Annotated in this window: 11 protein-coding genes and 1 other RNA gene; 3 read left to right on the top strand and 9 right to left on the bottom strand. The window is 41.3% G+C overall.

The features are described 5' to 3' along the window. Positions 1-7 precede the first annotated feature (7 nt). Positions 8-1,135: a THUMP domain-containing class I SAM-dependent RNA methyltransferase gene (locus tag CSV75_RS05275; RefSeq protein ID WP_099675012.1), complete on the bottom strand. Its 1,128-nt coding sequence runs from the start codon at positions 1,133-1,135 to the stop codon at positions 8-10. Positions 1,136-1,276: 141 nt separating this feature from the next. Next, positions 1,277-1,652: RNase P RNA component class B (gene rnpB, locus CSV75_RS05280), an RNA gene on the bottom strand. A 326-nt stretch (positions 1,653-1,978) separates the two neighbouring features. Here rnpB and CSV75_RS05285 point away from each other — a divergent pair. After that, on the top strand, positions 1,979-4,243 hold the full coding sequence (locus tag CSV75_RS05285; RefSeq protein WP_099675339.1) for an ATP-binding cassette domain-containing protein: 2,265 nt from the start codon (positions 1,979-1,981) through the stop codon (positions 4,241-4,243). 38 nt (positions 4,244-4,281) lie between these two features. Further along, a complete protein-coding gene (locus tag CSV75_RS05290; protein ID WP_158231605.1) occupies positions 4,282-4,956 on the top strand; it encodes a DNA-3-methyladenine glycosylase family protein in 675 nt (224 codons plus the stop codon). Between the two features lie 57 nt (positions 4,957-5,013). On the opposite strand, the gene gpsB is transcribed toward CSV75_RS05290, so the two are convergent. From gpsB to CSV75_RS05305, 3 genes are all read right to left on the bottom strand, one after another. Beyond that, positions 5,014-5,313, bottom strand: a complete 300-nt coding sequence (gene gpsB / locus CSV75_RS05295) for a cell division regulator GpsB (protein WP_099631597.1) — start codon at positions 5,311-5,313, stop codon at positions 5,014-5,016. Between the two features lie 77 nt (positions 5,314-5,390). Further along, a complete protein-coding gene (locus tag CSV75_RS05300; RefSeq protein WP_099675014.1) occupies positions 5,391-6,665 on the bottom strand; it encodes a ribonuclease H-like domain-containing protein in 1,275 nt (424 codons plus the stop codon). 282 nt (positions 6,666-6,947) lie between these two features. Next, positions 6,948-7,169, bottom strand: coding sequence for a transcriptional regulator (locus CSV75_RS05305; protein ID WP_099636039.1), 222 nt, complete (start codon positions 7,167-7,169; stop codon positions 6,948-6,950). Positions 7,170-7,296: 127 nt separating this feature from the next. On the opposite strand from CSV75_RS05305, the gene CSV75_RS05310 reads away from it, so the two are divergent. Beyond that, positions 7,297-7,743, top strand: coding sequence for a DUF4385 domain-containing protein (locus CSV75_RS05310; RefSeq protein WP_099675015.1), 447 nt, complete (start codon positions 7,297-7,299; stop codon positions 7,741-7,743). A 113-nt stretch (positions 7,744-7,856) separates the two neighbouring features. Here the strand turns inward: CSV75_RS05310 and CSV75_RS05315 are convergent, their stop codons facing one another. The 4 genes from CSV75_RS05315 to CSV75_RS05330 all read right to left on the bottom strand — a co-directional run bounded on the left by CSV75_RS05315 (position 7,857) and on the right by CSV75_RS05330 (position 13,579). Then, positions 7,857-8,228 (bottom strand): DUF488 domain-containing protein, encoded by a 372-nt coding sequence (locus CSV75_RS05315; RefSeq protein ID WP_099675016.1) that lies wholly within the window; start codon positions 8,226-8,228, stop codon positions 7,857-7,859. A gap of 219 nt (positions 8,229-8,447) precedes the next feature. Then, positions 8,448-8,801, bottom strand: a complete 354-nt coding sequence (locus CSV75_RS05320) for a hypothetical protein (protein ID WP_099675017.1) — start codon at positions 8,799-8,801, stop codon at positions 8,448-8,450. 145 nt (positions 8,802-8,946) lie between these two features. Then, on the bottom strand, positions 8,947-11,142 hold the full coding sequence (locus CSV75_RS05325; RefSeq protein WP_099675018.1) for a 5'-nucleotidase C-terminal domain-containing protein: 2,196 nt from the start codon (positions 11,140-11,142) through the stop codon (positions 8,947-8,949). Positions 11,143-11,314: 172 nt separating this feature from the next. Beyond that, the gene (locus CSV75_RS05330) at positions 11,315-13,579 is read right to left on the bottom strand and encodes a DEAD/DEAH box helicase (protein WP_099675019.1); all 2,265 of its coding nucleotides are present in this window, start codon (positions 13,577-13,579) and stop codon (positions 11,315-11,317) included. Position 13,580: the final 1 nt, after the last annotated feature.

Genomic DNA, 13,580 nt, shown 5'->3' on the forward strand with positions numbered 1-13,580 from the left:
CGTCTAATTATGAACGCTGTCCCCAGAACTGATATAAATCAGTCCGGATGAAGCCGTTAAATAGTTTACGTTTTTTTGTTGCACGTTTGCCATACATCGTTTCATAGTTTTCAAGTGAAGATAAAATATATACTGACCATGACGGATACTGTTTCATAATCTCACCAAGTACTTGCGCAATATCTTCTGCTTCTTCCACTTCACCAAGTCGTTCACCATATGGCGGATTGGCGATCAAGACGCCATTTTCTCCTTCGAGCCTCAAATCACGCACATCTCGCTGTTCGAATGAAATCAAATCTGTAAATCCTGCTTCCATAGCATTACGCTGTGCTATAGAAATAATATTGTGATCAACATCAAACCCACGAATATCGAGCTCTAAATCATACTTCGCCACGTCTTCTACTTCTTCGCGAACACGATCCCACACATCCGCTTTCATCCAAGGCCATTCTTCACTTAAGAACGAACGGTTATAACCCGGCGCCAAATTTTGTCCAATCATGGCCGCTTCGATAGCAATCGTACCAGAACCACAGAATGGATCTACGAATGGACGATTCGGGCTCCACTTAGAAAGTTTAACGAGTGCAGCTGCCATCGTTTCCTTTAGTGGTGCGTCCCCTTGAGCCATACGATAGCCGCGTTTATGCAAGCCTTGGCCACTTGAGTCTATTGTCAAAGTTACGTGGTCTTTCAATATAGAAACTTCTAATTTAAAAAGCGGTCCTGATTCACTTAAAAATCCACTTCGTTTATACGCACTATTCAATCGTTCGACAATCGCTTTTTTCACAATCGCCTGACAGTCAGGGACACTGAATAATTTTGACTTGACCGATTTACCTGAAACAGGGAACGCCGCATCTATCGGCAAGAACTCTTCCCACGGCAAAGCTTTCGTCCGTTCGAATAACTCATCAAATGTAAAGGCTTTGAATTCGCCCACAATAATTCGTACACGATCGCCTACACGTAACCACATATTCGTTCTCGCAATCGCTTCTTCGTCACCCGTAAAATAGACTTTTCCGTTCTCTGTTTGGCATGCATAGCCAAGATCTTTTATTTCAGACGCGACGATGGATTCAAGTCCCATCGCAGCAGTTGCTACTAATTTGTATTCACTCATGTTTCAACACTCCATTCTTTGCTTCTGGTCAATATGTCCTTTCAGTCTTTTGAAAGGTATATGTATTCGTTCATTTCTATAAAAAGAAAAACTCTCCCAAAACTGTAGGAGAGCTAATTGTAAGGTAAATGCCATAGAGTATTCTGTAAGCCATGTTTTGTTCTTCGGTACTCAAACGGCTCGCGCCTCGTACTTGAAGTGGTAATCATCTATCTACAGACAAGTGCCTGTTCCTTCCTCCATTGAATTCTTTTGGAAGAACGCCCCTACCATAATTTGGGTTTCTCACTCGTGGGGTTTACCCGTTCCACTCGACATGTTTCCATGCCGACTACGTCACTGTGGCACTTTCAGAGAATCTAGTCCATATCCGAAGACTTAGGAGTTATTCCCGCCATCAATGCAGATGCATTGCCCCGGTTTATTTTTTCACCGAGCACGAACACTACGGTCATCTCAGATCCGTGTGAGCATGGACTTTCCTCTACAACCGAAGTTGCAGCGATTACCTGAATACTCTCTATGGCACTCCTGAGTATACACCAAATCCGTTCGTTATACAATGAATTCGTTTGGAATGAGGTAGATTAAATAGTTTGCGTGATGTGGAGAATGTATTAGTGTAGATCTATTGCGTATCGAGCGGTTGGATACAGACAATGAGCGGAAGCGAAAGTATGATCGCTCCAACGAATTAATGAGCGCAGACGAGTTCGCATACAGTAATTATTTATTTTTTCCAACTACCAACGACACAAAAAATGATTGTATGGTGTAACTTCCTTAAAACAGGGAAATCATCTAGCAAGACTAGTACGTAAGGTTTGAAGGAGGACTATGATGATGAAGGATGTCAGAGATGAAATAGTTTTACGGGGACTTCGAGAAAATAATTTAAAAAATATAGATGTAAACTTGCCAAAAGAAAAAATCACGGTATTTACCGGCTTATCAGGATCTGGAAAGAGTTCCGTTGTATTTGACACAATAGCCGCGGAAAGTAGACGGCAGATGACGTTGAATTATCCGCTGTACGTCCGAAACCAAATGCCTCGTTATGAAAGGCCGCGTGCAGATTTAATGCATCATTTAAGCCCGGTTATTGTGGTGGAGCAAAAGCCTATTGGAGGAAATACACGCTCCACTGTCGGGACGTACATGGATATTCATCCATTAATCCGTCTACTGTTCTCCCGCATCGGTTCACCCGCGATCGGTTCTGCTACCGATTTCTCGAGTCAAAGTTCATTTGGCAAATGTCCAGAGTGTAATGGATTCGGTGAAGTCGTGTACCCTGATTTACATAAACTGATCGATCTGGACCAGTCTCTGCGGGAATATGCAGTAAAGTTTAAGCCACTGTCCCCCTCTGGTTGGCAAGGGAGATGGATGATGACAGGCGGATTATTCGATCCTGATCTGCCAATTAAAGATTACCCGAAAGATCAGTATAATTTATTGATCTATGGACCTCCTGAAGGTGAAAGAGTGTTTGCGCCATTCCATACGAAAGATGGTCCACATGATCATGAGTGGGACGGTCTATTACCTAGATTTGTACGTCTATATATTAATCGAGATATAACGAAACTTAAACAAACTTCGCAAGAGGATGTACTGGCAGTATCTACCCATACATTATGCCCTAATTGTGATGGCTCAGGATTAAATCCAGAAGTATTGAAGTGTAAAATTAACGGTTGTAATATAGCGGAATACGATAAATTGGAACTGACAGAGCTCGTGTCAGAACTAAAAAGCATACGCGACCCCTTAGGTGAGTCCATTGCGCAACAGGCGATCCCGAATGTACAGCAATTGATAGACTTGGGACTCGGCTATTTAAGTCTATCAAGAAAAATGGGAACACTTTCTGGCGGTGAAGCGCAACGAGTGAAAATTGCTCGGCATTTGGGAAGTAGCTTAAACAATATAACGTATATATTCGATGAGCCAAGTGCGGGTCTTCATCCCGAAGAAGTAGATATGCTCATTCAAATGCTAAAAAGTCTGAAAGCTAACCATAATACTGTCATCGTCATTGAACACGATCTATCCGTTATAAGAGTAGCGGATGAAATTGTGGAAATGGGACCGGGTGCGGGTGCTGCAGGTGGAGAAATTATCTATCAGGGAGAGCCTGACGGATTAAAAGGCACCTCTGCATTAACCAAACTCGATCACAAATTGGAAATCAATCAACAACCACGTCAGTCAAGCGATTATTTTTCCGTTACTAGGGCGAATACTAACAATCTACAAGATGTGTCGATTGATATCCCTAAAAACGTTCTCGTTTCCGTCTGCGGCGTTTCAGGTTCCGGTAAGAGTTCCCTACTATTTGAAGCGTTCTCGGCAAAATATCCCGATATCATTAAAGTGAGCCAAGGCCGTATCGGAATTTCTAGCCGTTCCACATTAGCTACCTATATGGGAATTATGGATGACATTCGGCAGATCCTTGCGAATGAAACAGGTCAGCCAGCCGGTTTATTCAGCTTTAATTCGTTGGGGGCTTGCCCAGTATGTGATGGGAAAGGAGTCACTACTCCAGATGTGGCTTTTGCAGATCCCGTAACTGTTGTATGCGAATCGTGTGGTGGATTACGTTATTCAGATGAGGCTCTCTCTTTTGTATACCGCGGGAAAAACATCGCAGAAATCCTGGCATTGACAGTAGACGAAAGCATGGAATATTTTGTTATGCCGAAAATCATAAAAAGAATGGATATGCTGGATGAAGTCGGTTTACGTTATCTCACGTTAGGCCAAACGACGAGTTCATTAAGCGGTGGGGAAATTCAGCGACTCAAACTGGCGAGTCACTTACAAAACGAAGGGAAAATCTATTTGTTAGACGAACCTTCATTAGGACTGCATATGAGCGATAACGATAAGCTACTTGAATTGTTCCAAAAACTCGTACACAAAGGAAACTCGGTGATGATCATCGAACATAATCTAGACTTTATTGCAGCGAGTGATTGGATAATCGAGCTAGGTCCAGGCGGCGGCAAACGTGGCGGTACTATACTTTTTGAAGGAACACCGCAAGAAATGTTGTCTGCGGACACACTGACAGCGAAATGGCTCAGGGAAAGTGTCTGAATCTTTACCTTCTAACTTTAAAATAAGAGGTGAGTGACTTGGAAACACTTCATATTCGTACACAAGATATAGCAGTTCAATCACTTTGCGCTAAAGATTCTACACTTAAACAGTTGATTACACTCATTGGGGACATCGAAGTTCCGTTACGATCCGATTATTTGTCGTCCATTGTACGTTCCATCATCGGTCAGCAGATCTCAGTCAATGCTGCAAGTGCCATCTACGCACGTTTGCTCGATTTGCTTGGAGGTCATATAACGGTTGACGGGTTGCTTGTTACTTCTACAGAAGATTTACGGGAAGTGGGCTTGACTAGGAGAAAAGCGGAATATGTAAAAGATCTTGTGGACAAAATAGTGAATCATGAACTGGACCTTAAGAATATTGGAACATATGATGATGACGCGATTCTCAAGCAATTAACCCATGTGAAAGGCATCGGTAAATGGACAGCCGAAATGTTTTTAATTTTATCACTCGGCCGACAAGACGTACTCGCAATCGATGATGTAGGAATCCAGCGGTCTGCGCAGTGGCTGTATGGCATTGAAAAATCGGAGCGGCGTCAACTACTTATAGAGAAATCGCTACTTTTTGCACCTGAACGTTCGATTGCGTCTCATTATCTTTGGGAAGCCATTCATCTCGGCTTTGTTCAGGATTTTGATTCAATAGAAGAATTAATCAACACGAGAAATGGACTTCACTAAACCAAAAAGAACCGCCACATTTTACCGTGGCGGTTCTTCTATTTCATGTGGTGAGTTTTACTCTTCAGGCTGAACCAGTTTATCGCCAAATACTTCTCTTTCAAGATTCGCGATCCGCTGAATGATATCAATATTCGTCGTTTGAGGAGCCGGTGTGGCTGAGCGCCTTTGAGAAGAGTTGACTTCCGACTTCAATCTAGTGTTTTCTTCTTGTAGACGTGCAATTTCTTTTTTGAAAGTTTCATAGTCTTGAATGACATCATCCAAAAACCAGTCTACTTCTTCTTGTTTATAGCCTCGAATGGCCTGCTTAAATTCTTTTTCCAAAATCGTTTTCGTATCTAGCTTTAATTCCATGACAAAACGTCCTTCCGTCTGTGATTCCATAAGGTCATTATAGCATATGTTGTCATTCTTTGTCTTACTGAAAAAGACTATTGTTCTTCATGCGTCGCTTCTTGCGCTTGCCCAGGAAATAATTTTCTCTTTACTCGCATTTCCCGTTTTGCTAATGATTTCTTCATCCGATTGCTAAAACGTGATGTAAATTCATTGGATTGCTGCAATAGATTATCCGCACTTAGTATGTGCTCATAGGCAAGCGAATAATCCTTTACTTGGTGCTCATATAATTTTGCCAGTTCCTCATAAGCAAGTACCTGTTCTCTGCCAGTTCCGTGCGTTGCGACGATTTCGAATGACTGAATCGCTCGATCGAATTCTTTATGGCGCTTGAGTAAAAAGCCTAGATGATAATGCGTCATAGGATAACTCGTCCCGTGCACTTCCGCAATTCGCTGAAGTTCTGTAAAACTATGATCTTTCAAACCAAGATCTTGGAACCATTTGGCGATATTCGTTGCGATTTGCGCATTTTGCTGACTATCTTCTTCCATGACGATATCGGTAGAAAGACTAAAGAGTGTCACAAGCGATAGGATATCCCATTCATTATGCCACATGACTTTCATTAAAATTTCTGCACGACCGTTTTTCACTGCATCTTGATAAATTATAGGCGCCATATGGCCTGGTATATCGTCTTTGCGATGAAAGCCTAGCTGTGTTCGCTCCACTTCGGTCAACTTGAATGACTCCATCTGCCCTTTCCAAATTCGGCGTGATCCATGTAACAAATCGATTTGATGTGGGACAGGCAGTGGCGGCAACAATTTTCGATGCAATGACCAACGCGTTTGTAGTTGAGGGAAATCAAAGCTTTTGCCGTTATATGTGACGAGTGTAAGACCTTCTCTCCATAATTCCGATGCATAAAGAAATGCTGCCTCATGATCTGGGTTCGGCAACACGTACTGTGTCATGACAAATTCATCAGATTTTAATTCTAGTAGTCCAATTAAAAAAATGACAGCTCCAGCGCCTTTTAACCCTGTTGTCTCTGTATCAAAAAATAGGAGCTTACCGGCATTCGGAGATAATGGGTGCATATATTCAGCTTCAGACCATTTCACCAATTTTTGCTTCACATCACCTAAACGAAAATCTCCGTGCATCGTATCGAGTGGATAATGAATAACACGTGTATAGACGACACCAAATTCATTTTCGATTTTCTCCATACCCATCGTCAACCAGCGTTTTTCATAGCTTGGTGCTGGTGGCGCCTTGAATGTCTCTTCTATTTCCTGAACGACAGCCGTCTTCTTTAAGAGTGATTTCATCGCCATCAGTTTTTGCTCATATGACATGACGTTTCAACTCATCTATCTGTTCCTCTATTTGTTGGCTATCCATTATATGTTGAACTCCTTGTCTATAGTACCGAGTAAATTTCACTTTAGTTACATACTGGTCTATCATAACTTCACCTCAGAAATGATCGTAATGCTCTAAATTATACATGATATGTGTAGGTTTATATGTAATTTGATTTTCTGACGGTCCATAACATTGTATTCCCGTGAACGAAAAAAGCGATATATCCTAGAAAATCGGATAGATCACTTGAGTTCCTTCTATATTGAAGTCGATTAAATTGTAACCTTTTCTCTCACTCTTACGGGAGCGACTGCCAATACATGATCGATCAGGAAAGTTCGTTTGGAGTTCCGCAAAAAACAGTAGGCAGTAAACGTTTTACCGTGTATATTCAGTACACGTATTTTTCGTTTGCTAATGGAACCATCTTTAGCTTCATACATCACTTCGAGCATATCACCGTATCGTAAGGCCTTTTCTAATGAATTCCGCACGTCTGTTCCCTCCCTTTTGTTTTAGTATAAGGAATGTACGTTCTGTTGTAAAGTATTTTACATTAATAATTCGCACGTTTTCTACCATTCTTTCAGGGGTACAGTAAGGGAAAAAGGATGCGAGTATATGCCATTTGATTATGATTTAGATTACAGTTCGTTAGATTTACGCAAACAGCCTGAATTATATAGAGTAGGACGTGGTGAACAAGGCGTGTTATTAGTTGAGCCTTATAAAAGTGAAATTTTACCTCATTGGCGCTTTAAAACACCTGAAATTGCCAAAGAGTCCGCCGATAAAATTTATGAGCTTTTTGAAGAGTATCGAAGGCAAGATGACTTTGTCGGAATGGATATGGCGCGTAAATTCATTCAAATGGGATATACACGTTCACGTCGTTATGCAAATCATAAAAGTGGACGGAAGTATCAAGAGGATGGAACGGTAAGAGAACGCGATATAGATCCGATCAAAGCAAAGTCTGCACAAATTTTCAAAGAACGATGGGACGTTATTCGGGAAGATGAAGATTATATTAAGCGAAAAAAAGCACATCAGAAAGCATATGGGTAACCTACATGATAGGAATGCATAGTATTCCTTAAGAATAAGTGAAAGATCAATTGATGTATGGATAATCGCAGTTCAAGTGTGCATAATTTTGAACTGCGTTTTTTTGTATTCAACTATTCCATTTGCTGATGATCCAAGATTTCTTTTAATACTACAGCTTGATTATTCTTTTCATCCTTCGCTACAAACACTAACGTTATATTCTTTTTATGTTCTTTCGTCCAGTTTTTCAGCTTCTCTAACTCTTCCTGCTGCGCTTCATTATTCTTCAATTCTTCTTTATACTTCTTCTTGAAATCATCAAACTTACCGGGATCATGGTCAAGCCATTGGCGAAGTTCTGTGCTCGGCCCTACTTCTTTCAACCATTCATCCACTTGTGCATCTTGCTTGCTCACTCCACGTGGCCACACTCGATTAACTAGCACACGCAATCCATCTGCTTTCTCCGCATCATCATAAACTCGTTTTATCTGTATTACTATGTTGATCTCCTCCTAATCCGTTTTCTTAATTCTTCTACCCACTCCCGTGATTGAACATGCATTTAGAAGTATACAAAAAATGCAACGTCGAGATTCATCTCGACAATATCTTTATTCTTAAGTTATTTAAAGTACATTGGTTATTGGTTTGCCCAGTTCAAACCACTCCATTTGACCATTTCGAGCAAATCCGTCGTTTCCATTTGTGTCATACTCGTTTCAACTTGTAACGTTGAACAACCCATTTTGGGTTTGGAAGATCGTTTTTGAATAATCGACACGATACCATTTCGTTCGGTCAATTTTCATTTTATTGTACGAGGAATTGGAGATCAAATAGCCTTGTGATTCTAAACTGTAAATAGTACGCCGGATTTTATTGAGTGACCAAAATGGAATTTCTTCCTTCCAGTCATCATACGTTTTGTACACCCATTTATATCCGTCCCGTTCATTTTTTGATATGAGCGAACGATAATGTAGATGCTGCAGTAAAAAGGCTTCATTAAGCCCAATTTCCATAACTAAAGTAGTTTGTAATCTAAACGAAGGTTCATCTAATAATAAATACATAGTATTTCCTCCTAATGAAATCGATTGTAGGAGAAATTCTTTCATCTCCTCACATACTATATAGAAGCATATTGCAAAAAAGGATACATCTATTCAAAAAAAGAGTCGAAGCTTTTAAGCTCCAACTCTTTTACATTTGTCTAGATTACGTATTTAAATCAATAATTCGACCTTCAATTTCAGGTTTAACTGTTCCAAGCTTGATCATGTGATCTCGCAAGTTCACCCAGTCATCCAAACCTAGATCAGTCACACGTCCATTTTCATATGCATCACCAAGCACTTTAAAGCCGTCTCCGCCTCTTGCTGTAAAGGCATTTGTCGTGATCACATACTCTTTATCCATCTCTAGATCCACGTACTTGCCATTCATTTGTACTTGCATGGTCTGAATACGATTGCCAGCTTCTTTACTGCTATCAAATGTCATTTTCATGCCTGACATATGCAAGAAACCGCCCTCTTCGTTAGGCGCATTTCGCACACTATGCTCAAGCGTTTGTTTAATTTCTTCACCCGTTAGCGTTACAAGGGATAAAGTATTACCGAATGGTAGAACTTCAATTACGGCTCCGACTGTGACTTGCCCTTTATTCAAATGGTTGCGAATTCCTCCACCATTTTGTAGAGCTATGACCGTTTTCGGATTATATTCTTTTGCTTTTTCCAGCATTCCGTCGGTAATTAAGTTACCAAGTGCTGTTTCATTCGCACGGACACTTTCTGTCGAATTCTCTCCTTCACGACTTCTTGGGTTCGGCAAATCCACTTCTAATGTCGCGCCGATTTCTTTACCAAACGTTTCATCGATTGTACCTGAATACTTGAGAAGTGCTGTTGCTGCTTCCGCATCATTCGCTTTGTCTTTTAAGCTGATTAATTTGCCAGCATGTCCTGTAATGACCCCTTTTTCATCAAATTCTACATCCAATGTTCCTAGATGCGTCAAGTATTGATCCGCTTGAACTATGACTGTAGGATCTTTGCGTTCTCCATTGGCTTTTTTATCGACAATTACTGGTTCCGACAATTTTGTATGTGAATGTCCGCCAACAATAATATCGATGCCTTCAACTGCTTGCGCTATAAGCAAATCATTACCGACAGATGGATCACTATCGAACCCAAGATGATTTAGCGAAATAATTTTATTGACTCCTTGGCTCTCAAAGTAGGCTACGGCTTTTTCAGCTGACTCTTTATAATCCAAAAACTCTACTGCCCCTGGACTCGCGACAAACGCTGTACTTTCTGTAGTCAAACCGAAGATTCCAACCTTTTCTCCATTCACTTCTTTGATCAAGCCTTTATGAATTTCTCCCAATGCCGGCGTGCTGGTAAATTCTGTTTTGCTTACTAGATTTTTCAAGTCGGGGTCTTTGGAGAAATCTATGTTTGCACCAATTACAGGGAAATTAGCACCTTTCACAAAATTCGCCAGTGACGTGTGGCCATTCTTACTGTCGCCCAAATCAAATTCATGATTACCAAATACCATTGCATCCAGACCCATTAAATTCATCAGTTCTAGATCGGCTTGTCCTTCAAACTCTGAGAAATATAATGTGCCAGAGAAAACATCTCCTCCGTGGAGGAGCAAAGCATCCGGTTTTTCATTTCGTACTTCTTTAATAGCGGTAATGGCTTTTGGCATTTCTGCAACACGCGCGTGCGTGTCATTCATATGCATCAATGATAAGGTGAAATCGCTTGGTCGTAGCTGATTGGCACGATGGATGAATGAAGAGAACGCGCCCCGTGTGACGGGCTCATTCGGTCTGAAATCACTCAGTTGATCCGTTAAACCAAGATTCGCAAGGATTTGCACACCTCTTCTGTGTGACTCTCCTACATTTGATAAGTTGATTTGCACTTTCTTACCTGTATCGTACTTCTCAAGATCCAATGCATTCACTAGTACATTCGCCATCTGTTGACGTGTTAGGTCAGCTGTCGGTTTGAAATACCCATTTGAGTCCCCTTTAAATACGTTTGCATTCGCTAGAGTTGCCATTTCTTTAGCGTAGAAACTGTCCTCTGAAATATCCTTAAACTTTTTTAATACATCTGCGACATTAGTCGGTTCTTCAAAGTCCCCGAGCTTTGACAAAATTAACGCCGCGTGACGACGCTCAATGGAATTGCCAGGCTTAAACTGATTTTCGGAATAGCCACGAATGATCTGTTGGTCCGTCAAAGCTTTAATCGCTTCGTAATGGGTGTTGTCTTTTGATACGTCGCTATACCACGGCTCTGCGGCACTGACAGATCCTCCCGCCAATACAATAGCGCTAGCAACAGCAAATGTAGCACCAAACCTATGAACTTTTCTTTTATTCATCTGTTTCCCCTCCTCGTTTTAGTAGTCTGACAGTTATACATATCCATATTATCAGAATACACTGCCATTTAGATAGAGGGTCGATATTTTTTATGATTTTCAAATGGTTCTACCTTGCTTTTTTTGTCTATAGAAAAAGAGTCAAAGCTATTCGCTTCAACTCTCTTTCTACTCACTTCGCCAACTCTGCTAGCAGGCTATGTGCTCGATGTTTGTTATTCTTTTGTCCTGCTTCTTGCGCTCCAATACAAACGGGACAGCCGTATTCACAACGGCATTCCGCCACATGATCCGCTGCAAGCATCAACAATTCTTTCCAACGACTATAAATATTTTCACTTAAGCCAATTCCACCTGGATAACTGTCGTAAATAAAGAAGGTTGGTTGCTCCATGTGAATCGACTTCACTTGTGGTACGACATGAATATCATTTCGATCACATTTGATGAATAGCGGTACCAACGATTGAATCACATACGCTGCAGCTGTCATCGCGTCGGTCAATTCGGATTTCTCCCAGTCTTCGGGAACATCAAACGTTAACCACGTACCTGACGTATGCATTTCTTCCGCAGGCAACGAGATCGGACCTGAACCAATATTGTCATGTGTATCGAATTTAATCTTCTTAAAGATTGTTGGAATGGCGAGTACTGCTAAGTCTCCATACGCTAGTATACGCCCCCCGTCGATCATCCGCTTGTCTTCACTGATGACTTTTAATTCCACCGCGAGATTTGCATCGGTGAAATAATCGACATCGACGACTGTAACGTAGGCTTTCTTTTCTTCCCAATCCAGTTTTTCTACTTGATACTGCGTTCCTTGATGTAAATAAATCGCTTCTTCATGCAACAACGTCATGGCACTGAACCGATCCATTTCTCCAATGACGCGAGTTTCTTTTGGAAACGACTGGTCAATGATGATAACGTTTTCTTGTGATGCGGAACGTAAACTGATTTCTCCAGCAGGAAAACGATCGGTCATCCAATGCCATTTATCCGATGTTTGTAACAAGACGCCTTCGCTTTGTAAAAACGCCAGTAATTCCTGTACTTCAAATTCACCATACGTCTCAGTAGAGCTAAATGGCAGTTCGAATGAAGCACATTTCAAATGATCCATCAGTATTAGCATATTGTCCGGATGAATATGGATTTCCTCCGGTTGCCGTCCAAGTAAGTATTGCGGATGTTGAATAATATATTGATCGAGCGGCATCGATTGCGCTACATAAATAATTAGCGCATCTTCTTGGCGTCTCCCCGCACGACCCGCTTGTTGCAACGCACTGGCAATATTTCCCGGGTAACCTGTCATAATACACGCTTGCAATTGGCCGATATCAATACCGAGTTCCAAGGCATTTGTACTGACTACGGTGCGAATATCACCATTTTTCAAACCACTTTCGATAGTTCTACGTTCTGATGGCAAATAACCGCCCCGATAACCCATTACCGTCTTATCAAATAACTTTTTCTTTGTTAGTTCTTTCATATAGGTCACGAGCATTTCTACGCGTACTCGACTTCGCGCAAAAATGATTGTCTGAATATGTTTTTGATAGAGAAATGCGCCGAGATCACGGACTTCAAGCACTGCACTTCTGCGTATGCCGAACACATCGTGGACAATTGGCGGGTTATAAAAAACGAAATGTTTTTTGCCGCGTGGTGCCCCGTTTTGATCAATCAGCACCATATCTTTATTCGTCAGATTATCTGCCAATTCTTTGGCATTTGAAATCGTTGCGGACGTACAAATAAAAATCGGATCACTGCCATAAAATCGGCAAATGCGCTGTAATCTTCTTAATACATGCGCCACGTGGCTACCGAATACACCTTTATACGTATGAAGTTCATCTACCACGATATATTTCAAGTTTTCGAACAATGAAATCCATTTTGTATGGTGAGGCAATATGGCTGAGTGAAGCATGTCTGGGTTCGTCAAAATAATATGTCCCGATTTTCTAACTTTGGTTCGCAAGCCAGGTGCTGTATCTCCGTCATACGTGTGACTTAAAATCGTTTCGCCACTCGCTTCAATCAACTCATGCAAATCTGCTAGCTGATCTTGAGCCAATGCTTTAGTTGGGAATAAATACAGTGCCCGTGAAGATGGATCATCCAAAATCGACTGCAATACCGGCAAATGATAGCATAGTGATTTCCCGGAGGCAGTCGGAGTTATGGCGGTAATCGAGTGTCCTTCACGCACTTTGTCAAATGCTTGTCGCTGGTGACTGTATAACTGTGTGATCCCTTTCGTTGCTAACGCTTTACGAATCGACGAGTGTAACATAGGAGGAAACTCCGCTAAGATGGCCTCTTGCTCTTTAAGCGTTTCGATGTATGCAATATTCGGTCCGAAGCGTGAGTCAGCGAATAGCTCCTTAATTGTTTCCGGTATACTTTGTTTATTCATT

It is taken from the genome of Sporosarcina sp. P18a, assembly GCF_002743135.1.
In the GTDB taxonomy this organism is placed as follows: Bacteria; Bacillota; Bacilli; order Bacillales_A; family Planococcaceae; genus Sporosarcina.

Bases quoted from the DNA above. Each gene is read 5' to 3' on its own strand.
- CSV75_RS05275 (WP_099675012.1), bottom strand. From the start codon at position 1,135: ATGAGTGAATACAAATTAGTAGCAACTGCTGCGATGGGACTTGAATCC.
- CSV75_RS05285 (WP_099675339.1), top strand. From the start codon at position 1,979: ATGAAGGATGTCAGAGATGAAATAGTTTTACGGGGACTTCGAGAAAAT.
- gpsB (WP_099631597.1), bottom strand. From the start codon at position 5,313: ATGGAATTAAAGCTAGATACGAAAACGATTTTGGAAAAAGAATTTAAG.
- CSV75_RS05300 (WP_099675014.1), bottom strand. From the start codon at position 6,665: ATGTCATATGAGCAAAAACTGATGGCGATGAAATCACTCTTAAAGAAG.
- CSV75_RS05310 (WP_099675015.1), top strand. From the start codon at position 7,297: ATGCCATTTGATTATGATTTAGATTACAGTTCGTTAGATTTACGCAAA.
- CSV75_RS05320 (WP_099675017.1), bottom strand. From the start codon at position 8,801: ATGTATTTATTATTAGATGAACCTTCGTTTAGATTACAAACTACTTTA.
- CSV75_RS05325 (WP_099675018.1), bottom strand. From the start codon at position 11,142: ATGAATAAAAGAAAAGTTCATAGGTTTGGTGCTACATTTGCTGTTGCT.
- CSV75_RS05330 (WP_099675019.1), bottom strand. From the start codon at position 13,579: ATGAATAAACAAAGTATACCGGAAACAATTAAGGAGCTATTCGCTGAC.